19 protein-coding genes are annotated in these 23,197 nt (G+C 62.3%); 5 read left to right on the top strand and 14 right to left on the bottom strand.

Translation table 11 applies throughout. The features are described 5' to 3' along the window. Positions 1-231: 231 nt before the first annotated feature. The 6 genes from KM176_RS16375 to KM176_RS16400 all read right to left on the bottom strand — a co-directional run bounded on the left by KM176_RS16375 (position 232) and on the right by KM176_RS16400 (position 8,505). Entirely contained in the window at positions 232-1,569 is a 1,338-nt protein-coding gene (locus KM176_RS16375; protein WP_160895254.1) for a DNA-processing protein DprA, read from the bottom strand. Position 1,570: 1 nt separating this feature from the next. After that, positions 1,571-3,670 carry a RecQ family ATP-dependent DNA helicase gene (locus KM176_RS16380; RefSeq protein ID WP_160895253.1) on the bottom strand — a complete coding sequence of 700 codons (2,100 nt, stop codon included), beginning with the start codon at positions 3,668-3,670 and terminating at the stop codon, positions 1,571-1,573. 1,198 nt (positions 3,671-4,868) lie between these two features. After that, the gene (locus KM176_RS16385; protein WP_160895252.1) at positions 4,869-5,375 is read right to left on the bottom strand and encodes a ribonuclease H family protein; all 507 of its coding nucleotides are present in this window, start codon (positions 5,373-5,375) and stop codon (positions 4,869-4,871) included. Positions 5,376-5,887: 512 nt separating this feature from the next. Further along, positions 5,888-6,103, bottom strand: a complete 216-nt coding sequence (locus KM176_RS16390) for a BRO-N domain-containing protein (protein ID WP_160895251.1) — start codon at positions 6,101-6,103, stop codon at positions 5,888-5,890. 61 nt (positions 6,104-6,164) lie between these two features. Continuing rightward, on the bottom strand, positions 6,165-6,830 hold the full coding sequence (locus KM176_RS16395) for a recombinase family protein (protein ID WP_160895250.1): 666 nt from the start codon (positions 6,828-6,830) through the stop codon (positions 6,165-6,167). 265 nt (positions 6,831-7,095) lie between these two features. Continuing rightward, on the bottom strand, positions 7,096-8,505 hold the full coding sequence (locus KM176_RS16400) for a tyrosine-type recombinase/integrase (protein ID WP_160895249.1): 1,410 nt from the start codon (positions 8,503-8,505) through the stop codon (positions 7,096-7,098). A gap of 275 nt (positions 8,506-8,780) precedes the next feature. Between KM176_RS16400 and KM176_RS16405 the strand changes: the two genes are divergently transcribed. The 5 genes from KM176_RS16405 to KM176_RS16425 are packed head-to-tail and all read left to right on the top strand — an operon-like array spanning position 8,781 to position 11,099. Then, positions 8,781-9,254, top strand: a complete 474-nt coding sequence (locus KM176_RS16405; protein ID WP_160895248.1) for a hypothetical protein — start codon at positions 8,781-8,783, stop codon at positions 9,252-9,254. Next, entirely contained in the window at positions 9,251-9,460 is a 210-nt protein-coding gene (locus KM176_RS16410; RefSeq protein ID WP_160895247.1) for a hypothetical protein, read from the top strand. Before KM176_RS16405 ends, KM176_RS16410 begins: the two co-directional genes overlap by 4 nt. Beyond that, positions 9,457-10,146 (top strand): hypothetical protein, encoded by a 690-nt coding sequence (locus tag KM176_RS16415; RefSeq protein WP_160895246.1) that lies wholly within the window; start codon positions 9,457-9,459, stop codon positions 10,144-10,146. The genes KM176_RS16410 and KM176_RS16415 overlap by 4 nt, the downstream gene beginning before the upstream one ends. Further along, positions 10,146-10,877 carry a hypothetical protein gene (locus KM176_RS16420; RefSeq protein ID WP_160895245.1) on the top strand — a complete coding sequence of 244 codons (732 nt, stop codon included), beginning with the start codon at positions 10,146-10,148 and terminating at the stop codon, positions 10,875-10,877. Before KM176_RS16415 ends, KM176_RS16420 begins: the two co-directional genes overlap by 1 nt. Then, positions 10,878-11,099 carry a hypothetical protein gene (locus KM176_RS16425; protein WP_160895244.1) on the top strand — a complete coding sequence of 74 codons (222 nt, stop codon included), beginning with the start codon at positions 10,878-10,880 and terminating at the stop codon, positions 11,097-11,099. A gap of 53 nt (positions 11,100-11,152) precedes the next feature. Here the strand turns inward: KM176_RS16425 and KM176_RS16430 are convergent, their stop codons facing one another. The 8 genes from KM176_RS16430 to KM176_RS16465 are packed head-to-tail and all read right to left on the bottom strand — an operon-like array spanning position 11,153 to position 23,195. Then, entirely contained in the window at positions 11,153-11,662 is a 510-nt protein-coding gene (locus tag KM176_RS16430; RefSeq protein ID WP_160895243.1) for a type 4 pilus major pilin, read from the bottom strand. 21 nt (positions 11,663-11,683) lie between these two features. Beyond that, complete coding sequence (locus tag KM176_RS16435; RefSeq protein ID WP_160895242.1) at positions 11,684-12,049, bottom strand: hypothetical protein; 366 nt, start codon at positions 12,047-12,049, stop codon at positions 11,684-11,686. A gap of 35 nt (positions 12,050-12,084) precedes the next feature. Continuing rightward, positions 12,085-12,783: a peptidoglycan-binding protein gene (locus KM176_RS16440; RefSeq protein ID WP_160895241.1), complete on the bottom strand. Its 699-nt coding sequence runs from the start codon at positions 12,781-12,783 to the stop codon at positions 12,085-12,087. Next, positions 12,780-13,451 carry a hypothetical protein gene (locus KM176_RS16445; RefSeq protein ID WP_160895240.1) on the bottom strand — a complete coding sequence of 224 codons (672 nt, stop codon included), beginning with the start codon at positions 13,449-13,451 and terminating at the stop codon, positions 12,780-12,782. The genes KM176_RS16440 and KM176_RS16445 overlap by 4 nt, the downstream gene beginning before the upstream one ends. Before the next feature lie 7 nt (positions 13,452-13,458). Beyond that, positions 13,459-15,870: a glycosyl hydrolase family 28-related protein gene (locus KM176_RS16450; protein ID WP_160895239.1), complete on the bottom strand. Its 2,412-nt coding sequence runs from the start codon at positions 15,868-15,870 to the stop codon at positions 13,459-13,461. A 40-nt stretch (positions 15,871-15,910) separates the two neighbouring features. Continuing rightward, entirely contained in the window at positions 15,911-18,373 is a 2,463-nt protein-coding gene (locus tag KM176_RS16455; protein ID WP_160895238.1) for a hypothetical protein, read from the bottom strand. Positions 18,374-18,375: 2 nt separating this feature from the next. Next, the gene (locus tag KM176_RS16460) at positions 18,376-20,577 is read right to left on the bottom strand and encodes a hypothetical protein (RefSeq protein ID WP_160895237.1); all 2,202 of its coding nucleotides are present in this window, start codon (positions 20,575-20,577) and stop codon (positions 18,376-18,378) included. After that, positions 20,577-23,195: a hypothetical protein gene (locus KM176_RS16465; protein ID WP_160895236.1), complete on the bottom strand. Its 2,619-nt coding sequence runs from the start codon at positions 23,193-23,195 to the stop codon at positions 20,577-20,579. The genes KM176_RS16460 and KM176_RS16465 overlap by 1 nt, the downstream gene beginning before the upstream one ends. Positions 23,196-23,197 lie beyond the last annotated feature (2 nt).

Consider the following 23,197-nt stretch of genomic DNA (forward strand, 5'->3'; position numbering starts at 1 on the left):
ACCTGATCTGCGGATCCCATCAGGGCCAGCGGTGTGAACCGCGCAAACAGGCCGGACACAAGACCGCTTCTGAAAAGGTACACGAGATCATTTACGACTTGCTATGCGGGGGCCATCCACACAGGACCTTCGCCAAGTTTGGTTTTCCGCAGCGCAGCAGGTCACTGGCGTTAGATATTGAAGCGAAAAGAATTCGGCGACGCACCCAATTTGGGAAAGTCGACCCGCCAGTCAGCTTTTACCTTCAAAGAGGGAAGTTTGCCGCTGCTCGACAGATACTGACTGATATTGAACAGGCTTGCTGAGTTTCTTTATATGACCATCCGACGTGCCCCGTTTCAGCCAAGCATTCACCTGCACTTTCTCCAACTCCAAATGCGCAGCGATATCCTCGATCTTCATTGGTGCATCAATGGTCAGCACTCGTACCCGCCGCAAAAACAGGTTGTAGAATTCGTTCACAGGTTCTGAAGTAAAGTTATCCGCTTCGTCTTGAGCCAAGGGATCACTTGAGGACAACAAATTGGCAGCTCCATCTTTACGCACTGCAGAAGTCGCCATCCCAAGTTCCATCGCGGTTTCAGTCGCTGTATTCTCGGTCTCGAATTGCAGTAGTGGAAGCCCCGCTTCTTCGGGCGCAGCATGCTCTCCCGGATCCCCTTCCCACAAGGTTGAAAACGTCGGCATATCCTGCGGAAACCAGCGCGCGCCCATTTTGACGAGGGCTGCGTTGCCGGATGCCGAGTCGCCCTTAGGTTGCACCCAAAGTGGCACCCATCCGTTCTTTAGGTTTTCGCTCGCGCCAGCCCATGTGCCCCCCTTGTCGGGCGTGCTGTTCACTACTGCAGCAGCATCAGACAGGCAGTAGATATACTTATTCCGCGCCATGGCATTACCCACGTTGAAGCCTGCCTCAGGGTTGAACGGCGAGACCAAGGCCAGATCACCAGAGAGCAGGTACTTGCGAAATTTGGCAGATGTCGCCGCACGGAGTAGACTATCAGCCATCACTCCGATTGATGTGCCCTCACTCTCTAGGGCGCCGATCATTGCGCTTTCGTCCACGCCGCGGGCACCGCCGGAAATTACGGAGAGCCCCTGGTTGGCTGCGGATCGGGCAAGGCTCGTTGAGAACTTGAGGTCAGCCTCGCTGGCATCACGGGAGCCCACTACCGCAACGCCGCCTTTATTGAGAAGCGCTCTGTTGCCACAACCGAAGAAAACCGGAGGAGAGTCGAGGCGCAGCTTGCGCTTCAGCCTTTCCGGATAGTCGGTTTCGGATCGGGTCACGATCCAGAGCCCGGCCCGCTGCCATTTTTCCAAGGCCAGGCCTAGGGCTCCGCCGCGATCCAGAAGGCCTTCGATCCTTTGCAGGGTGACGGTACGGTCCATCCAGCCGGAAAGAAGAGATCGCGGGTCTCCCTTGAGGAGTCGCGATGGCTCAAGCTCATGATCCTTCAGCCAGCGAGCAAAGCGTCCCCATTCCTTGACAGAAAGCGGTTTGGTGCCTGTCTTGCCAAAGGGTACAGTGAGGAGAAGCACCGCTTGGATGTGGGAGTTTATGTTCAATCTAGGCCCCAATGCTCGATGTCGTAAGAGCGAAAGGCCAAACTACTCCACTGCCGGCGTGCCGAAGAAGCGCAGCGGTAATCGTAAGCGTCCAAGCAGAGTCGACGACATCATCGACCAGCAACACGGGTCCGGTTGGCACCGGCCCGTCGATCCCGAATACGCCGTCAAGGTTGCTACACTGATGAAATCTGTTCTGCTGCATTTTCTGTGGTTCGTTTGCCTTGACCTTACCTACCACCGGTTCGAACGGAAGTCCCAGTGCATTAGCGAGACGGTGGGCAAAGTCGGGAACTAGATTGGGATGGTTCAATGAAGGCACGCAGGTCACCCAGGCCGGTCTTGGCGTGGGCTGCCAGCGATCATTCAGCATCTCGACGACTGCATAGACCAGCTCGTCTCGGAAGTGGCCGGTGTGCTTGTCATCTGCCACCAACTGCCCCCAGCCGGCATCGCCCCATCTCGACAGGATCCGACCGGTTTCGGCGCGAAGATGCTCGGGTATGTTTCCAGTTAGACCGTACTCCGGGAACGCACCTCGCGCGACCTGTTTCTTGCACTGCAGCTCAAGCTCGGCCTGACGCAGATACCGCGTGGCGGCGATCGCTGTCACTCGGGTGAAATCCTGCGCCACGATGGGTCGACCTAAGCATCCGGAACATTTGCCACATGGTTTGGGATCTGCGTCGTCCAGCGCTTCTGCGAGGAACTCCATAAGGCAGCCTTCATGGGCGACGTATCGGCGTACTTCGTCCCATTCCTCTTCACGCTGGCCTGTCAGCCTCTCTAACTTCTCATGATCCATCCGGTAGGGAACCGGTGTCCTTTGCCATTGTGAGCCCGACTTCAATATCGGCGCCGGGTTTTCCACAGAAAGGAATTTCAGAACCTGCTCAATCTGCTTGCTTCTGAGGTTGACGGCCTCTTCGAGCTGGCGAGTAGTCAGGCCGTCACTTTCCTCAAGCTCACTAAGTATCGCGCGAACCCACGTTTCTTTGGGAAAGGCGCTTCTTCTGAAAAATTCATGAATTTTGGCATCTTCTTCCCCTGACATCAGAATGCCAACTGCATGGTCTATCGCGCGTCCCGCTCGACCGACCTGTTGATAGTAGGCGACGATGGATCCAGGCGCCTGGTAGTGTACGACGAAGCCTAGGTCCGGCTTGTCATAGCCCATACCGAGCGCCGTCGTCGCGACCAGCACCTTAATTTCATTTCTCAGAAGCTGCTGCTCGAGGTGCTGCCGGAACGCGTCGGAGCCTTCAAAGCCGTCACCATCCACTCCTCCGAAATATGCACGAGATTCAATCCCATGAGACTGCAGCCAGTCGGCAACCTGTTTTGCATCTCGCTTCGTGAGCGTATAAACGATGCCGGTTCCGGGCAGTGCAGGTACGTGCTCTGCGAGCCAGGCCAATCGTTCAGCCTGAGTCGGTAGCTGTATGTTTTGCAGAGCGAGACTGCTCCTCATCAGGCTTCCGCGCTGAATGCCAATATCCCCGAGCTGGCTTTGAACATCTTCGACCACACGATTGTTGGCGGTCGCCGTGGTGCCGAGGATCGGCACGTTGGACGGCATGCGCTGCAAGATGTTGACGAGGCGGCGATAGTCCGGGCGGAAATCGTGGCCCCAATCGGAAATGCAATGCGCCTCGTCCACCACGAGCAGGCCAATCCGCTCTGCGATAGGCAGTAGAACGTTCCCAACGAACTCTTCGTTGGCGAGGCGCTCCGGTGACACGAGCAGTGCATCTACTTCGTTCCTGCGAACGGCACGCTCGATTTCAGGCCAAGCTTCTCGATTGGTCGAGTTGACTGTGAACGCGCGGATCCCGAGTCTCTCTGCGGCTTCGATTTGATTTCGCATCAAAGCGAGAAGTGGGGAAACGATAAGGGTCGGTCCGCGTCCCCGGTCGCGAAGGATCCGTGTCGAGAGGAAGTACACCGAGCTCTTGCCCCATCCGGTTCGCTGCACCACGAGCAGTCGTTCCCGCCGGTTCACCAAAGCATCAATAGCCTCCCACTGCCCATCACGAAACTCGACGTTGCTTTTGCCTAGTGCGATCTTGAGGAGTTTGAGAGCATTAATCTTGTCTGTCAAAGGTCAGTCCTATGTCAATTAAGTGAAGGCGCACCCCGAAAGGAAGGCTCCTCATTATGATTTAATATCTTACCTGTCAGATTGTGCCAGATATTTGATTTCGCCAAGAAAAATCTGAAATCCCTTTTCTCTGATATCGTGATAAGTTTGTATTGAAGGTGGTCAGGCTATCGAATGTCACCTCAGTGAGGTTCTCTGTTTTTTGTTATGAGACCCTTGGGTCGCAATTGGTGAGTGCCGTTCTAGCGCTTTGTGCCACGACCGTCCGCTTCGTGATCGTACGTGGACGGCGCAGCGAAGGTCGGCTCTCCGCCCTCCTGCTTTGCACTATGCCGCGCCGAGGGCAGCGATGCGGAGGGTCCCGACCCTCCTGGGGGATGAGCCGGATGTAGCAATGAGTCGGCAGACCCTTGATTATGGTACCCTAGAGGTGGCCCGTAGGGATGATAATCTATGAATTTCATTGATCAGATATCATCTTACCGGCCACCCCAGAGGGATCAGACAGGGTCTTATATCTGCCCTACGGGCTACCTTCCAAGTTACCCATATATGTGCGGAGGGACTTTCTGGTGCTAGACAGCGCATTGGGTCCGTTCCTGTGCTTGACCCGTTGGGAAGCGCCGACGAAGCTCGGCCAAGGTGATCCTCTCAAACACCTCGGGGGTCTCCTCATGTATGTGCGGAGGGACTTTCACAACGCAGGGAGGCTGTCCGGTTGTGAACTTGCGCCTAGCCGGTTTGCCATCATCTAGGATCGTGCTCCGAATGCTTGCACCATACTCTTCCCAGCAGAACGCATTCATGAACTTAGCTAGGTTTAGTTTTCCACGGTCTGATTTCTGCAAGCCCTTTTTAGACCCGCAATCTGGCTTGAGTAGAGAGGGGTCGGTGAGGATGTTTCTCAGGGCAGCGTCGGGGCCAGACGCGGCTTCGAGGATAGTCTGCGCCATATGACGCTGCTCATGGCTCGATAGTCGATACAGGTCACGGAAGAGCCATGCCGCCCGCCCGTAGTGCCGCTTCGCCCGCTCCTTGCCTTCGATCTTGCGAGACCCGCGATTGCTGTTCCTGCTGGCAACCCGAGCGCACGCCTTGGAGCAATACCGCTTGTCCTTTCGGGTCTTCTCAAAGTCTGCCCCACAAGTCGCGCAGAGGAACTCCCCTGCGCAAACTTGAAATAGCCCTTTGGCAGCGCTCACTCGCCTGCATCCCGCATGAGTTTTGCTCGCCTGCGACTGGCCCGCTCGGCGGCTTCCTTTGCCAGCTGGTCTACACGCTCATGTTCCGGGTCTCTCGAATGAGCGGCGACCTCCTGAAACGCAACGTCACGTGTCACCATTAGATTAGCGATGGTTTCCCATTTCTCTCGGTTCTTGACGCCTTTGCCCTTCGTCGTCTTCCATCCATTCTGGGCCCACCTTGCCATGTCTTTTTCACAGCCGTTCTTGACGTACTCGCTGTCCAAGAAGATCAATACTCTTACGCCTTCTGGGGTTGCCTTGAGCGCATTGATCACGGCCTGCATCTCGGCGATATTGTTGGTGGTGTCGAGGCTCTGATTGCTCGCCTCTACGGGTGCAGTTCCGTCTGGCTTGTGAAGGCGATAAGCGCAGCCTCCTGGTCCGGGATTCGGCTGGCAGCTACCGTCTGTGACAGCCACGTAGGTTCCAGCGGCCAGGGCCGATTTCATAAGATCGTCCATTCGACGACTCCTTGATCTTGAGATTGTTGGGGTGGTTTCAGGTGGAGAACTGCGTTCTCACCCCGCTGCCGTGCTGTTTGACGAGGGCGGGGGTAGGAATTCTCCGTCCATATAGGGCAACCCAACCCGTAGGCCGCCAGCGCCTGTTCTGTGGGACACTGGCCGCCCCAAGAAGCGGGGAAGCAAGACCCACCCGCGCCCTGCAAGGCCACCTGACAGCCCGAAAGGTAACCGGTGGGTCTTTTCTATGATCTCGGCTCCTGGCCCCCCAGCGGCTCCCCCTCGCGCTCCCAGAGCGACGTATGCCCCCCTGGTCCGGACTGAAGTCTGAGCGGCAGAAACGGGTTCGCCTGCGAGGCGTCGCCTGGGGGCACCTCACAGGAGCCTGAGGCGTTCGGTTAGCCTACCCAGTCAGAAGCCCTTACCGGCTTTCCGGGACTAGCTCTCGCGCTCCAAGAACCATCGGAAGGGCGCGAAGGTCCCTGAGAATATCTCATGTAGCCCCTTCCGCGTTACACGCTGACGTTCATCGCTGCCAAGCGGTTGAGCCATTGGGTGGTCCCGGCGGAAAGGTTCATCCCCAATGCATTCCAAACGTCCTTGGCGACGAACCACGGATCTCCCTCAAGGGTAACCACGCGGATGCTGCTGCCGTTGAATTCGAAGAGTTTCAGTTCGCTGGTCAGCCCTGCTTCTTGCCGTTGACGATTTCCCGTCCCTTCCGACACTCCCCTTCAGCAGGGCAGCAAGACAGATAGGAGGCATGAATGGCTCCGCATGGCAGCGCTCCTAGCTGGCACCCTCCAGTCGCTCGATCACGCGTTTCACCTGAGATGCCTGCCACTTCCCGCCCCTCGCGGTTGGCACTCCGGAACTGTTCAGGGTTGCCGCGATCTCTCTGAGGGTGGCCCCTTGGCTCCTCAGGGGCAGGACGATCCCGGCGACCCTTTCGGCCCCTTGCTGCGCCTGCGCCTTCAGCGCCTTGTTCCGGGCTTTCGTGGCATCCCGCTCTCCCCCGAGCCTCACGCCCCGCGCCTTCGCCTCGCCCAGCGCGGCCTTGGTCCTGAGGGAAATGAACTCCCGCTCCTGTTCGGCCAGGGCGGCGTAGATATGAAGCTGGAACTTGTCGGCATGGGGCATGGCAGCGACCCGAAGCTGCACCCGCTTGTCATCCATCAGGGTTGCAACGAAAGACACTTTGCGGCTCAGCCGGTCCAGCTTTGCCAGGAGCAGTTCGGCACCCGTCTTCCTGACGATGTCCAGCGCCTTGGAAAGCTCCGGGCGGTCATCTGCTTTGCCGGTCTCCACCTCGGTGAACTCTGCCAGGACCTCAAAGGGCTCCTCTGCGTAGGCGTCCAGAAAGATGTTGATGTCGCGTTCCTGCGCCGCAAGACCCAACCCGGACCGCCCCTGCTCTGCGGTGCTGACACGCTTGTAGATGACGAACTGGCGCATAGTGCAGGGTCTCCCTATCGGCTTACCTTCAGGCATATTCCCCACATGTTGCAAATGTCAACGTTGGTTGTGAATGTTACAAAGCAGATTAGCCCCCTTCGCTCCGAATCTGAGGGGGCAGTCGCTTGGCTTTAGAAAAGACCCTGCATCATTTTGGAACTGCTCCGCCTCGCCCGGCAATCCGCTGAAGCTAGGGCGGACGGGGGGTAAATCCCGCAGCGCCTTTCCAAGGAAGGGCTTTCGAATTTTTGCCCCAAATTCGCCCTCAGCTCCCCGACGGGGACCCGAACAGGTCGAACAGACCACCCCTTTTCAGCGCCTGCTCAATGTACTCGGCCTGACGCTCAAGCATCACGTCCTCACCGTAGTCATCGGCAGACCCGCCTTCCCCGTATCCATGCCCGAAGATCCGCACCTGGAAGCTCTTCGGCGCGACCCAGCGGAGCTGCTCCTTCAGGGTATGCCTGAGCGAGTACGGCACTTTCACCGTCTTCTCCCACGCTCCGGCAGCCTTCATCTGTTTCACGAGCGCCGCCGAAAGGCTGTTGCTGCTGCCGTGTTCGGCATAGCGAGGGAAGATCGGGGCATCCGGATCCTCGATGGAGTCCAAGCGCCTCTGCATCATGGCACGGGCAGCGCCCACGAGCGGGATGCTCCGGGGTCTCTCTCCGGTCTTCAGGCGGCGCTTCCGGTTCGCCTTCACCTCGAAATAGGCAACGTCTCCGCCTGTGGAGACCTCTCGCCGGAGAATGCCCCTGGCCTCATTCGGGCCAACACCACAGAACGTCATGAGCAGCCAGATGTCCCTCAGGTCGTCGTTGCTGGCCCGCAGCTTCCGGACCACGGCAGCAACCTCCTCCGCGCTAAGGGGCTTCCTCTTGGCCTCTCCTGCGGTTCCATCGTCCTGGGGCATCTCCACATCCTCGAACGGATTGGACCAGTGCTTCATGCCGAACCGCTTCTTGCCGTGGTTCAGCACGGCGTTCAGGATGTTGAACCGCTTCTCAAGCGTCGAGATTGCATTCCCCTTGTCGCGCATGACATTCCGGAAGGCATAGGCATCCTCCTCGGTCAGCGAGATGACCGTTGGGGCCTCTCTTCCGGTCACCTCCTCCACTGCTCGAACGACAAGGTTCACCTGCTTTTCGAGATCGTTGTATGTGGCTCTGCCCTCACGGTCTCGCAGATACTCCCGCGCGAAATCCTTAAGGGTCGCGGCGGGTTTCTCGATGCCGGACGCCTGGGCTTCAAGGAGAAGGTCGAAGGATGTCTTCGCGGGCCTGTTCGCAAGTTTCGCAGCCCGTTGTTGTGGCGTCAGCTGAGAGGCCTCGGTCTGGATAGCCTGCGTGAAAGCTTGGAAACGCGCTTGCTCGGCTTCCATGTCCACCGGACCGATCCGGACATCCGAAGGCTTTGCCAAGCCATGCTCGATAGCGGCCTTCTGCGCCATCTCCCATTTGATCTGATCGCCGGAAACTGCCGTCTTCCGGGCAGCCATGGCTTCGAACCTCTGGTGCTCGATATCGTAGTTCCTGAGATAGACCTCAGGGTCTTTCGACTTCAGGGACCACTCGACGGCTGACCGCCCAAAGACATTTCTCAGACCCTCGGGGACACGTCTACGGTACTTGGCATTTGCCGTCCCCGTCGGCGGTTTCAGGTGCTTTCTTTCCAAGACGACTCTCATCCCCGCCACACTCCAATGTGTAGCGTTTGTGTAGTGGTTTCCCCACCAACACCATGAAAATCAAGCGATTTCAATAAGAAATGGTGCCCCCACACGGACTCGAACCGCGGACCCACTGATTACAAATCAATATCCCGCGTGAAGATCAGAGTAAAATCAGGACGTTGCGTAACGCCGTTGTGTCGAAACTTCGAAACTCACCCGATCCAGCATGGTTCAAGGACCACGGGATCGGGTGAAACCACAACAGCGGGAGACCACCCATGGACCTGTCCGACCACCACCTTTGCGCGAACTGCGGGGAGGCTGCGTTCTACGATGCGACCATCACGGACCCGGCCTATCTGGCCATGTCCGACGAGACCGAGACGACGGCACCCCTCGCCGTTCTCGCCCTCTGCCCGGCCTGCGCGAAGACCCACGAACTGATCGTCGTGCGCCGCGAGACCGATGACGAGGAGATCGGCACCTGCGAAAGCTGCTCCCGGCGCGTGGCCGCGGGCGAGCCGCACACCTTCGGCTCTGATCACGAGGTCCTGCTCTGCGGCAAGTGCTCTCCCACCTGGCAGGATCTGCAGAGCGACCCGGAGACGTTCGCGATATTGGACGAGCTGCTGACGCGCGAGCAGGCCGACCGCGCCGTTGCCCACCACCTGGCCGGCGGCGGCAAGCTCACCGACAGCATGGCGACGCCCTCCGGCATGGCCGACCTGAAGATCGAGGTGGACCAGGCATGAACATCATCAACAAAACGATCCCGCTCACCGAAGCCATCATGGGGCTTCTCCCTCATCAACGGAAGCGCCTCACGGCCCAATGGGAACCGTTCCAGCAGGCCGGCATCGAGCGCGCTGTTATCCGTTATGACGGCTGGGAGATCGCGGTGGTCGAGCCGACGCCGGAGTTCGTCAGATTCTGTGCACAGCGGGGAGTGGTGGCATGAAGATCTTCGAGCACACCTCACGCGAACGCGGCATGTGGCGCGGCTGGTTCAAGAACGGCCAGAGCCTCGAAATCACCTGGTGGAAGACGTGTGTCGGCCTGCGCTTCGGGCAACATGGCAGAAGCAAGCACATCTGGATCGGGCTTGGCTTCGTCCAGGCGTTCATTCCTCGCGGTGTCGATGACCAGCACGAGTATTTCGGCGAGGAACCCGACTGGGGCCTCGATATCTCCCGCGAGTTCGGGATCGTCTGGACATGGAACCGCTATCGCAAGTCCTGGGACTGGCCGTTCCACGTCATCCTTCTCTCTGCCGATTACGAAACCGAGGGCGGCGGCTGGGCCGATATCTACGCCAAGAACGAGACCAAGACCGGCGAGGAATGGGTGCGCCGACCCGGCGCCAAGCGGGAAACCTACCCCTATCGCTATGTGCTTCGCAGCGGTCAGGTCCAGGAGCGCAACGCCACCATCACCAAGGAGCGCTGGTCACGCGGCCGCCACATCCTGAGCCGCCTCGGCTGGCCCGCGCGGGTGACTTACAGAATTGACGTGAAATTCGACGGCGAGGTCGGCGAGCGCACCGGCTCCTGGAAGGGCGGAACCATCGGCTGCAGCTACGAGATGCTGCCCGGGGAGACCCCGGAGCAAACCCTGCGGCGCATGGAGCGGGAAAGGAAATTCTGATGATGGAAGAAGCAATCGCAGCCCTGTCGGCCAAGCTGAAAGAGCTTTCCGCTGAGGATCTGGCGATGACCTTTGCCTTCATGATTAAGTCGACGGACGGCGCTCTGGTGCTGGCGGATAGCCTCGCGGCCGAGACCCTGCGCGCCGACCAGGCAGAGCGCAGAGAGCGTGCGCTCAAGGACAGCACGGCGGAACTGCGCGATGCGCTGCGGGAACTCAACGCCCTGCGCGCCGAGAACGAACGCCTGCGTGCGGCCCCGGCTGGCATGTGGGTGAAGCAGTGGGAATTTGATGCCCCGTATTCTCTCGTACGGACCGAAGGGTTAGGAGGAGTTTGGTTTGGGCTGTCCGCACACGGCGTACGCACTGCATCATTTTCTGTCGCATCATGGGGCAGTGAGCAAGCCTGCATCGAAGCCGCATGGCACCATGCTTATGGGTTTCCAGTAGACCGCTCCGCACCCGACCTGATCCCCCGCGCCGAGGCGCTGGCGATGGTGGCGGCGGACCGAACGGAGAACTGTGTGATCTGTATCGGGTCCGGTAAGGATGCGGCTGGGGACGACTGCGACCATGGGCTGACCACTGACGCCCGCGCCGCCCTTAACGCCATGATCGCGAAGGCAGTTGCCGAAGAGCGCGAGGCATGCGTGCGCAGGGTGGTGGACTACCTAATCCCGCTCGGCCGGCTCGACAGCAAGCTCTATGCCGTGATCCGTGACCAGAAGTAGATGGAGCGCTTCGGAATTTTGAGCCGCAATGCCTTGGCAGCAGCTATGATGGAGATTGCCAGCGACAATTGGGCCGGGGACATGCCGCTCATGTCCATTGAGGATCGAAAGAAGGTCAGCTCCGCCAATCTATCGCGGGAAGAGATCGAGGAGCGTAACCGCGCCAAGAGCCGGCAGGAAAGACGCCAGATCGAGCGCTTGAGGCGCAAGGGTAGAGCCTGAAACGAAAAGGCCCCGGTCGCAATGCCGGGGCCTTCTGCTGTCTGGAGGGGCGCTCAGGCGATCGAGAAGGCCGCCACCCGCGCGGTGTAGCTGGCGCCGGCGATCAGCGTGTCGGTCACGTTGTAGACCTTGAAGCTGATGGTGTCGGCCGCCGAGATCCAGGCGCCCTGCAGGATCAGCCCGTCCGGCAGCGCCTCGGTCAGCGCCGCCTGCAGGTGCATCGCCGTGGTGGCGCCGGTCAGGGTGGCCGTCACGGTCTGGGCCGTCAGGGTGTCGGTGTCCGCCAGGGTCACGGTCACGCTGCCGGCGTACAGGTTGGTGATCGTCTTGCCGGAGAGGAACTGCAGGCTGGTGATGATCGCGGTCTGCGCCGTCAGGTTGGTGATCGTGCTAGTGGTGAAGTTGGCGGCCGCGCCCTTGATCGCGATATCGAAGGCGGCCAGGAAATTCGCGACCGTCACCTTCCCCCCGGCATCGAGGCTCTGGCAAAACATCACCATCAGATCGCTGGTGCTGAGATCGCCCGACCCGATCACGGTTGCGATTTCGTCAATCTCCGGCATGGCCGCTCTCCTTCTTCTCGATCAGGCTGCTGTGGGCGTCGTCGAGCCCAGCACGTCGTTCAACTTGGACTGGATCAGCTTCTGCAAGATCCCTTCGCTGGGCTGCAGGGTGGCGATGGCATCGGGAACGCTCGCCTTCACGTAGTCCAGGACGGGGCCGTAGATGGCGGACGGATTGTCGATCTTGCCGTCCTTGGCATAGTCGACCAGCGCGGCCTTGACGCCAGACAGGATGGCAGAATGCAGGTCGGCCTGCGCCTTGGCCTGCAGGGTGATGCCAATGTAATCCTTGGCCAGCTTGGCGCCGTATCCCAGCAGGGCGGTGATGACGGTGCCCAGCAGGTATAGGATCAGCGGCATGGCAAAGTTCAGTGCGATGGCATTCATGATGGGTCCTCCGAATGCGTGTGGTGGGGTGGTAGTCAGGCGGCCAGCAGGACGCCCCAGGTGGCCGGGCCGACGATCCCGTCGGGCAGCAAGCGGCGTGCGGTCTGGAAGGCCTCGACAGCATCCTCGGTCTGGCGCCCGAAGAGGCCATCAGCCGCGCCCACATCGAAGCCAGCAGAGGCCAGAAGGGTCTGCAGCTCGGGCACCGGATCGCCGGAGGAGCCGCGGCGCAGGGTGCGGCGGGTGTCGGGCTGCAGCGCGGCCAGATATTCGGTGGCGAGGGCCGCAATGTCGGCCGCGCGGTCGGTGCCGTTGATGACATGCCGCGCGCCCTCGAAGTCGCAGCGGGTGGCCGAGACGTAATCCGTCAGCTTCTTGCCGGTGAACCAGCCTTCCATGCTGCCATGCACCAGGATCTTCACCGCGGCATCGGGCTCCATCACCGCATCCGGGTCAGTCAGGAAATCCATGTCGAGCTTCTGGCCGGCGCTGATGTAGTTGGCCTCCCAGGTCAGCTGCACGAGGCCGCGGCCATACCAGGGGTAATAGCGCAGCTTCTCCCGGTAGGCCTCGGCTTTGCTGCCGAGGTAATAGGCCTCGCGCACGGGTTCGAGGCTCGCGGCGGTCTCCCAGGCGGCGGTGGCCAGCAGGTATGCCGTCTGCGCCGTCGTGCAGCCATAGGCCTCGGCCACGGCACGGATCTCCGGGGTCAGGCCGATCTTCAGGTCGGTCATGGATTGCTCCTTGCGGCATCGGCCGCGGCTTGGGTGGGGAAGATCGTGAAGCGGTCCCGGGGGCTGTTGAACGAGATCGGATCTTCGTCCGGCTCGGTCCCGGGGCAGTTCGTGTAAAATGCTTCGAACGTGAAATCGGCCTCAGGCTCCAGGCCGGTCGGCGTCATGAGGGTGATCTCGACGTCCTCCCAGGTCGGCCCCATGTTGCGGCCGCTCGGCTGGTCCAGGCGCCGGGCCCCGACGAAGCTATCGGATCTCGGGTTGATGAAGCCCCATTGGATGGAGCCCCGGACGATCCTGCAGGACAGCGCGGCTTCCAGGCGGCGCAGGCGGACCCGGATCTGGCAGGGCTGCCCCTCAACGCAGTAGCCCCGCACCGGTGCGGTGTTGAAGGTCGACATCTCGAAGACGGCCTCGGGTTGCTTCAGCCGGCGCACGTCGGCGGCCAGGGCGGCTTGGCGCGCGCTGATCGTGTCGATCTTGGCGTCGATCTGGCCGAGGGCCTGAGGGCTGTCCCAGATCGCGACGGCGCGGTCCCGCACCGGCTCGAACACCACGGCGACGATCGCGCCGAAGACGGCCAGCAGCAGCCAGTCCATGGCCTTGGTCCAGAGGCGCTCCAGGAACCAGGTGCGGCGGGGGATCTGCTTTCCGTTCGCGTCGGTCATGTCACCCTCACCAGCTCGACAGCGCGACGCGCTTCCAGGTGTCTTCGTCGGTGCACGCATAGAAATAATTGTCGTCGGCGCTCATTTCCCCAATTCGACCATTCGATCCTGCATCAGTGGGGGGCGTGTCCCTCCACATGCCGGCCTGAATTGCAGTCCCATCACTCAGGGCCGCGCCGATACGGCGGAGGTCATTCACGACGTAAGAAGCGCCAGGGGTAAGCGTTGATGGATAGGCCGTGGAAGCGAACACAGCTGCCGACTGCAATGCCAGCCACCCGGTGGTTCCGGTCCCGCCCTTCTTCGTGAAGACCTGGTCGCTGTCGTTCTCGCCCGGCGATTGATCCTTCTTCAGGTAGATCGACCCCGCAGGAGCCGCGATGGACCCCTCGGGATGGCCAGTTCCGGAGATCAGCCACGGGCTGTCTGCATCGGTCCCAAGACGGATGACCGAAAAGACGCCGGGCAGTGCTGCCAATGCGGCCATCGCACCGGCCGCCTTGGCCGTAGCCGCGCTGTCAATCGAGGTCGTCACATTCGACGGCATTTCCGCGATGATCGGCCCCGTGACGTTCGGCCCGATCACAAGATCGGTGCCGCTGGTCGACATCTGCGCCCAGCTGGATTTCACACGACCAGCGTTGTTGACGACGAAGGTATCCCCGGCCCCGGAGGTCACGTCCCCTGACACGACAATTTCTGCAGGCGCCTTTACATCGGTCGAGGAGTAGACGGGATCGCCGTCTTCATCTGTCGTCCAGATGTCGGTGCTGGCGCCGTTCATCTCCAGACCGGGCTGCCCTGCGATGGTCGAATTGAACTTCGCCGCATGCCATTGGCAGGACGAAACCCAACCGGTCATCCGCGCCATGGGGCTGGTATGGCCTCCGCTGGCGGAGGAATTGATCGCGTGGAAAAGCGGGAGAAGCATATCCACCCGCCTGATCGCGTTTCCTGCGATGGGCACGGTGCCGGTTGCCAAGCCCATGTTGGCCCGGTTGAAGTTATGTCCGATGTGAAGACCGACGAAATACGGGTAGACGATCCTCGGACCAAAGAAATTGCACAGGTTCGTGCCGTCGCCGATGCCCCAGGTGTCGATAACCACGGCGGGATGCGGATCGGTGGTATCCGAACCGTCTCCACCGCCCCGGCTCTCGATGCTGTAGAAATCGCACTCGCGGATGTAGCAGGCGGCGTCATTGCCCTCAGAATTGACGCCGTTGTAGTGGCCGAAATGGAAGTGTGTGCCGCGCAGACCCTCGATGTAGATGTCGTACCAGGCCATCCGGTCATTGCGACCCGTGCAGCGGATACCGTGCTGAAGGCCCGCAAGATCTCGCTGCGAGCGGATGGAGAAGTCCCGCAGCATGACCCCCGCATTGTCCTTGGTCAGATCAGGGACAGAACCGCCATTGTCAGTACCAATGAAATTCGTCTCCAGCAGCTCGATCACAGGACTGCCCAGGAAATCGGAGGCCGGCTTCAGGACCGATTGCCGCTTGCCAGCACCGCGGATCGAAATCGCCTCGGTGATCAGCAGGGTGTCCTCAGTCACGAAGGTTCCCGGCGGCAGGAACACCTCGCCACCGCCAGCCTCCTGGGCACGGGACACGGCGCGCAGAAGGGCGGTCGTGTCATCGGTCAGGCCGCGCTTGAAGGCCGCCACGTTGAAGGACCAGCGATCACGGGGCCGGACATAGAGCGGCACGCCCAGTCCGGTCGCGTTGTCCGGATCATCCTCAGTCTCGGGAGCGACCTCGTAGCTGAACTGCTCCGACCGCGTGCGGACATAGTTTCCGGCGGCGACCTGCCCCTCACCAGCCTCAAAGGTGATCGAGGTGTCGGCCTCAACTGCCGCAACATCATCCAGCCAGACGCCCTCATAGAGCGCAGCCTGTCCTGCAGAAATCTTAGCCGCTTCGGCATTTCCTTGGGCTCCGGAGATCTCGTCAGCGGATGGGCCATCAATGTAGCCGCCCCGATCCTCGTCCCAGATCGGCGCCCGGCCGCTGCTGGGCGCATAGGGCGCTTGGTTCGAGAAGGTCTGCAGGCCGCGCTTCGCCCAGCTCCGCGCCTCCGAGACCATTGCCGTGACGCGCGCCAGCTCGACGTTCAGCTTGTCGGTCAGGGTCGGCTCGGTATAGCCGTAGTCGTTGCCGCGCGCCGTGGACATGTCCCCGAAGAGGTCGATCACGGTGCCGATCGGCAGATCCTCGTCAAACAGGATCGTCGCGTCGTCGGTGTAGTTGTCCGAGAAATTTGCCGTGATTGTGTAGCCGGTCGTCACCGAGTCCTTGTCGATAAAGACCGCGACGGCGTCGCTTTCAAAGAGGCGGAAACCAACCTCGAACGGCCCGGCAGAGGCGGCCGCCAAGGTGATGGTGTTGATGCGGGGCGTGGAGGGAACCGTGACCATGCCGGCACCATCGCGGGCACCGGCATTTCCACGAATGCACCTAGAACGGCGACAGGGAGCCCGAGGGCCACAGTTCGGCGTTACCGTAGTCCTTCAGGCGCTTCTTGGCCTCCTGCTGCATGACAGTTGCAGCGTCGGGATCCAGCAGCAACTGCATCTGATCCCAGACCAGGCGGTCCATGGCCGCGCGCGTCGGCCAGTACGTGGTGCCAGGAGCATTGCGGGCCAGGAATTTCGTCACGTCCCGGCCGAGGTTCATATCCTTGCCCTGCATCGCATCGGCCATGTTGCCGAAGGTCAGCATTCCGAGGTCACCCCCGAACGAGATGACCGGGCCCGCGAAGTAGCCAGACAGCCCGCCGCCAAGGCGCGTAGTCGAAGAGGACAGAAGATCCCCGACGATACCGGCCCCTCCGCCCTGCAGCGCCGCCGCGCCCCAGAAGTTCACATTGTCCATCGGCCGCGGCTCGTTCCCCTTTGCCAGCTCCTTCAGCTGGATGCCGACCGCGCCCATGAAGGTGAAGCCCGCCAGCCCGGCCGCGACATACTGGGCACGGCCCTGCCCGGTCGGAATGGACTGGATCTGGCGCCATTGGTTGATGCTGAACGTCAGCGGATAGCTCTTGTAGGTCGCGAGAGAGCGCAGAACCTCCCCCGGCAAGGACCCGGGCGCGCTGGTGCCAAGCACTCGCGCGCGCATCTCGTAGCTGTTCGAGGGCACGGCTACCTCTGTCAGCTCCTGGGCATAGCCGTCGATGGTCAGCGCGATGCGCTCTGCCACCTCTGGCTTGATCCCGGCATCTACCGCGGCCCGGCGCCAGTAGCTCGGCGATGCGAACCTCGCCCCGTCCTTGGTCCGGAAATGCAGGGCCGTGTCCGAGAACATCGCCCAGTCTGCATCGGAAATCCCCCGGGCGCGCAGGGCGTCCCCGATCGGGCCCAGGTCTGCGAGCGTCTTTGCCCCGGCCAGCTGCCCAGCGAATTCCATATTGAAGGCGGTGCGCGCCATGTCAGTCCAGAAGGACAGCCCCTGGGCCCGCATGACGAAGGAGGACAGGCGCTCAGCCCAGTCCGCCACCGGCGCCTCGCCCAGATAGCGCAGCATCGTGTTCCCGGCATCGGCCAGGGTGTCCGCGACATAGCCCATCCGGGCGGCCTCGGCCCGGGATACCCCGCTGGCCATGAGTGCGATGTGCCGCGACACGACGTTGGCCGGGTTCATGCCCACGCTCTGCGCGGCCAGGGACATAGCCACGCTGTCAGATCCAGAGACCAGCATGGCAGAGCCGAGATGGGCAGAAGACAGCACCTGACGCACCCCACCGAAGAACTTGGCTGCCAGCTCGTTCTGCGGGGTGTTCGCGGCGCCGGAGATGTGATCCAGCATCGCGCGCGACAGCTTGGCATTCGACTTCAGCTTGGCCTCGGCCTTCAGGTCACCGGCCACGCGCTTGGAGGCGTGATTGATCAGGTTCTCCAGGCCCAGATTGTGCGACGGCCCGAGCACCCGCATCATGGCAATGTCCCGCGCCATCCGGTGCAGGTGGCCGACGATCGAGCCGAACGGGTCAGAGACCCCGAAGCGCTCATTGTAGGCCATCCAATCGTCTGCCGACTTGAAATGCAGGACCCGGCTTTCCGAGTAGCGCCGATGCAGCGCCTGGCCGTTCTGCATCCCCCAGGACACGTCGCGCTTCACCCAGCCGTCCGACTCTATGTTGTCGAAGATCTCTTTCAGGAAGCCCCGTTGAACCTCCAGCGGCGGCGGCGTTCCGTCTGCAGAGAACGGTTTGCCGGTCCAGAAATTCTCGATCCGATCCCAGGCCAGGCGCGGCGCGGTCTCGTCGAACCATGCCTGAAATGCCTGCTCTGGTGTCTCGCCGGCTTGCATGATCCGCACCCGGTCATGGCGGTGCGCGAGGCCGAAATCATCCAGCTTGCCGATGTTGCCTCCGGCCGCGTTGAAGAGCTGTCTGGACCGCTCGAAGGTCTCGCCGACCGCCTTGGCCATGGCCGCCGCCGTCTCGTCCCCAGAGGCCTCGCCGTGCAGCTCCCGCAGGATGTTCTTCAGCTGCGCCACGTTGCGCACGTTGCCCGCGAGGTTGCGCGCGTGCTTTTGCAGGAACGCCCCCATCATGCCGTTGAACTGACGCATGAGGGCCGATTGGAGGCCTACCACCGTGTCGACCTGCGTCCCGGATGCGCGGGAACCTTCCAGCACCCGCAGCGGCACCTCCTCCGGCTTTCCTGCGCGCGCCACCACCAGCGAATTGCGCCGCTCGACCGTGATCTGCGCCATCAGCGTGTTGCGCTCGCTCTGCAGCTTCCGGCGCAGCAGGCGCCTCACGTCGTCGCCCGCCATCTGCTCGGCCTGGTGCCGGGGCCAGCCCTGACGCTCGAACCGATCTGCGAACTCCTGCCACATGTCGGCCGCCAGGCGCGCGCGCTCCTGGTGCTTGGTGTCGTCCTGCCCCTTGCCCGTGATGCACTGTGCGAAGGTCATGTTCAGCTCCTGTTGGGGGCGCAGAATTCTGCGAGGGCCACGAATTCCTGCTCGTCATCCATTTCGTCCAGCCAGCGCGAGGCCGGCATGGTGCGCGTCTGGCCGTCCGGCCCCGGCATGGTCACGTCGAAATCATCGGCTTCCCGATACAGGTTCACGGATCCGTATGCTGACGGGTCAAATTCCTTCTGCACGGTGAACCCCTGATCGACTGTCTGATCAGCATAATCAGCGTGAAACATCGGATCATCCCTGGGAATGTCGATGTACCATACTTCATCGGCTCGACCGCCCCCACCACGCTGAGCTGACCACCCCTTGGCATTCTCAAAACTTGATGTGAACCATCTTGCGCCACCGGAATCTCCGTCATGACCACCATGGTACATCCGCACCATACCGGGAGCAGGTTCTTCCGTACCTCTGATCTCTTCACGCAACGCCTCAGCAGCATGCGAGTTCAGCGCGTCCACCTCCGGGTTGGCGCTGCCTTCATCGAACATGTCGAGCTGAGATCTGGCGTTCATGTCGAAGGCGCCAAACTCGGCTGCCGCGTCGTCGGCCTCGATCGGATCCAGCATTCGTGGCGTGAGGTCGTTCAGCGGCACGACGCGGCCCCTGGGACCAGCCCCGAGATCATCCGGGCCCAGATCTGGCCCGCCCACGCCGGCCGGGTCCGCGAAGAACTGCTCCATCAGGCGATCCACCTCGCCCATGTCGCGGGGGCGCGGCGGGAGATCCTGGGCCTCCGGAAGACCATCGCCTGCACGGAAGGCTCGGCCAACAGCCGCGGCCATGTCGCGCATCTTCTCGTCCACCTGCACGATGGCCCGGCGCAGCTCCTTGGTGTCGGGGGTCTCCCGGCGCTTCGGTGTGGCGCGCACCTCCTCAAGGTCCGCCTGCATGTCGCGAATTTTCGACCGGATTTTCGCTTTGGGTCCCTTGCCTTGCGTGATCCGCAGATCCTCTTTCGCCTGCGCAATCCCGCGCTCGATCCTGCCGGCCATGCCCTCGATCTCGGCATCCTGCCGGTCCATGAGATCGGAGAGCCAGCGCCGGTACGAGGCGCGCCGCGTGGACAGCTGCTCGTACTGGGACATGGTGACGGGGTCGGCCATCCGGGCGGCCTGGTAGCGCGCGTTCGAAGTCACTGCCGCCTGCGTGTCGAACCGTACCGGGGAGGTTTCCCACGGCAAGGAGGCATCAGCCGTTCTGGAGATTCCCGACAGCTCCGGCATATCCCGCTCGGGCGGCAAAACCTGCCCATAGATCGGGGTCTGCCGTTCCCGAGGCATCCAGGCAGGCAGCTGGCGGCCCGCGTCATCTGCACCCTGCGGCATCTCAGCGCTGACCGGGTCCGGGCGCATGGGGGTGCCGGTGGTCATCGCATCCTCGGCAGCATCGACCACGGCCTTGTCCTCGATCGGCAGATTGCCGCGGCGCACCCGGATGTACTGCATCGCGCGATCATATCCGGTCGAGACCTGGGCCCGGCCCGCCCGGGTCAGAACCTTTGCGCCACCCGCGACCGCCCCGCCGAAGACTGCCCCGAGCGCGATCTGCGACACAGGGTTGGGATCGGGAATATCGAGGTACTCGGCCATGTCGTACTGGCGCGGCAGCATGAAGATCTCGCCCAAGGCGCCCATGCCCGCCTCCCGGGCGATGGTCCGGGCAATCGAGACCTCGCCACCGCCGACCAGCATCGTCGCAAGGCTGAACGGGTCCGAGATTGCGGCGGCGCCGCGGCCGAAGAAATTCGCCACCGTTTCACCATGGCGCATGTAGCGCATGGTCTGGAGGGCATCGGCATAGCGCGCCTGGTATCGGTCCTTCACCTGCGCTTCCAGCTGATCACGATCGGTCGGAAGATCTGGCAGACCAGAACTGCCGGCGAGGCCAAAAAGCGCATCCGTCCGCCAGTTTTTGCTGGCCTGGTCATTGCGGCGCCGCGCCGTGCCCCGCGCAGCATCCGCCTGGGCAATGGCATCTTCGACAGCAGCGTCACCGAGCTTCTTGCGAAGGCTGCTTTCCATGTCCTGCAGGACGCCATTGCGGATGCCGGCGCGCTGGTCCCAGGCATCCGTTTCCATCTGCTCGGCCGTGAACGCCGCGCTCAGCCCCTCCAGAAAGCCGGCAGGCCCGCGCTCGGGGCGACGGGCCTTCATGTCCGGGATCTTCGCTCCTTCGCTTGGAATGAACATCAGCGGCCCCTTTCTGCCAGCTTGCGCATGTCGAAGATGAAGACGTTGCCCGCCTCGTTCTCTACGTCCGTGCCGCCCATGACCTCGATCCGGTACAGGCCATCAAGGATTTGTCCGGTCGCATCCGTGATCGGGACAAATTTGGCGCTCTGCAGCTGCCGCATGCTGATGGGCTGACCATTGTAGGACGGCGTGCTGCCGTTCAGTCCACCCCACAGATCGGGATCGCCGGGAATAGACCGGGATGCCCCGACCTCGCGCCCAGCGATTGGCGGCGCTCCCCTTCCAGGGAGGATCTGATCGACCGCCTGCTTGATACCCGCCTCAACATCCTTCGGCGAGATGCCAGGCGGCAGGAGCGTCTGGTGACCGTTCACCTCCTGCACGCCGCCCGTGGCCGTCGTGCCATATCGACCGCTGCGGCGCTGCTCAAACCCGAGCGCCTGCTGGAGGCTGGAGGCCATGAGCTTTTTGGCATCATCGCTGGTCGGATCCACGCCCTTCGCGTCCACCGCGTAGAGCGCCTTGGCAGTCTTCAGCGTGGCGCCCATGGCATAGGCCGCCGGGCCCAGGGCATCGACGATTTCCGGGCTGATGGAGGCGACAGACGCGGCCTTCGGTGGCAGCATGACCTGACCCTGCTCGATCATCTGCTGGCCGACCAGAGCCTTTTGCGCGAGGTCATCACCGACCCCGGCTGCCATCAGGCCGCCGACATGCTGCGTCACGTCGTCCGCCTTCACCTCCTTGAGCGCGGCGCCCGCATCCTCCTTGAAGCCTGCCACGAACAGCTTGGCCAGGGCCGCCTTCGCCGCCGGATCAGCACCATCGGCGAAATGCGGCGTCAGCAGCTTCACCTCTGCATCAGACAGGAAGATCGGAACTGCCGTGTAGCCCTCGGCCTGCATCTTCTTGGCATAGTCACGGCGCGCGGTCATGGCCGCAATCGTGGCGCCCGGGTCGCTCATGTCGGACGGCAGCGTGGGGGGCTTCTGGTCGTCCGGCATGAAGTCGGAGAAGTACTGGATCGGGTCCTTGTCCAGCGCCGCCGTCATGCTTGTGTCGACCGACTTCATGGCCTTCAGGAGATCCGGCTCGTAGCCGTAATGCAGCGTGCGCTGCTGCTCTCCCTCGATGATCGCCTTCCGCTCTGCCGGCAGCATGGAACGGAAATCCGGCATTGCATCCCGGAGCTGGATCTTCGCCGCGGCCTCGCGCGCCTTGTCTGGCTGCAAGGACCAGACGCCCTTGTCATCGAGGAGCGCTTCATCGGCCGCGTGCTGGCCGTTCTCGGCTGCCGAGATCACGCCATCCAGCTTCTTCCCGATCTCTGTCTTGTAGGCCGTCGCGCGGGTGTTCTCGATCTTCTGGGCGCCCTTGATCGAACCCAGGATCACGTTTTCGGACTGGGCTCGGGTCCAGCCGATGCCCGGCAGAGCCTCGCGGTTCACCAGCAGATCCTCCAGACGGGAACGGGCGGCCTGCGCCGCCTCGTTGTTGCCGGAGGCCAGCGCCTCGGAATACTGCGTCGACCACCTGTCCACGAGCGCCGCGCTGGCATTGTCGGCCCGCTTGCGGGTGTCGGACTGCTTCTCCTCGACCATCCCGATGTAGCTCTGCTGCATCTCGCGTTCGAGGTTCAGCCGCAGATCGGCGCGCATCTGCTCCGGCGCGCCTTTGACCGCCTGATCCACATAGCCCTGGGCCGCTTGGCGGAAGCCTTCCGGATCCAGAGGAAACTGCGTGGCGAACGCGGCGAAGTCCTGCCCGGCGGCGTTGTTCATCTCGGCGAGGTAGGCCGAAGCCGCCGCGGCATTGTGGGCGCGCAGCATGGGGCCGGACAGCGGCGAGTACAGGCGCGGCTCGACCGCGCCGTCGCGCGTCTTCACCAGGACCGGCTCCTGCGCCGGCGGCTGCCCGCCGCCCCCGCTCATTTCCTGCACCGCGGCTGCGAGATCCTCGTCGCTGACGTTCTTCAGCCCCTCCCAGGTCTGCCGCAGGCGCGCCATCTTCCCTTCCAGCGTCAGCGGCCCGGCCGTGGCCTGGCGTGCCAGATGGTCGATGATCGCCCCCTGCGTGGCCGCGTTGAAGGGCGTGGTGTCCGGAAGGCCAAGCTGGGACGCCGCCGCGCCAAGCGTCGTGCCCACGACCTGACCGCGCCCCATGGGCGTGGCTACGCGACCGACCTGACCCTTGACCCATTGGCCATATTCACCGTCCGGCGCCGCGAATTTCTTCGCCTCGCCGATGGTCATCTTTGAAACGTCAACCCCGGCGAACTTTCCGCCGGGGGCCTGGGAATTGCCGAAGAGGGTGCTGTATCCGCCCCCGCCCTCGGTCCTGTCGATCAGGCCGAGCAGTTTCGAGCTGGTGCCGTCGCCACCGGGCACGCCGGGGTAGGAGAACGTCGCACGGTTGTTGCCCATCTGCTGGCGGGCGTACTGGCTCCATTCCTCGGTGGTCTTCTGCCGGTCCATCTCCGCGACGCCGGGGGCAAACTGCTCGTAGGCAGTCTTTGCAATGTCGGCCAGGGCAGCGAAGGTCATCCCGCCGGATTCGCCGACCTGCCGGAAATTGGACTTCGGATCGGCACGCACGATGCGTCGGATTTCAGCCATGG

This window comes from Pseudooceanicola endophyticus (genome assembly GCF_018760365.1).
Lineage (GTDB): Bacteria > Pseudomonadota > Alphaproteobacteria > Rhodobacterales > Rhodobacteraceae > Pseudooceanicola > Pseudooceanicola endophyticus.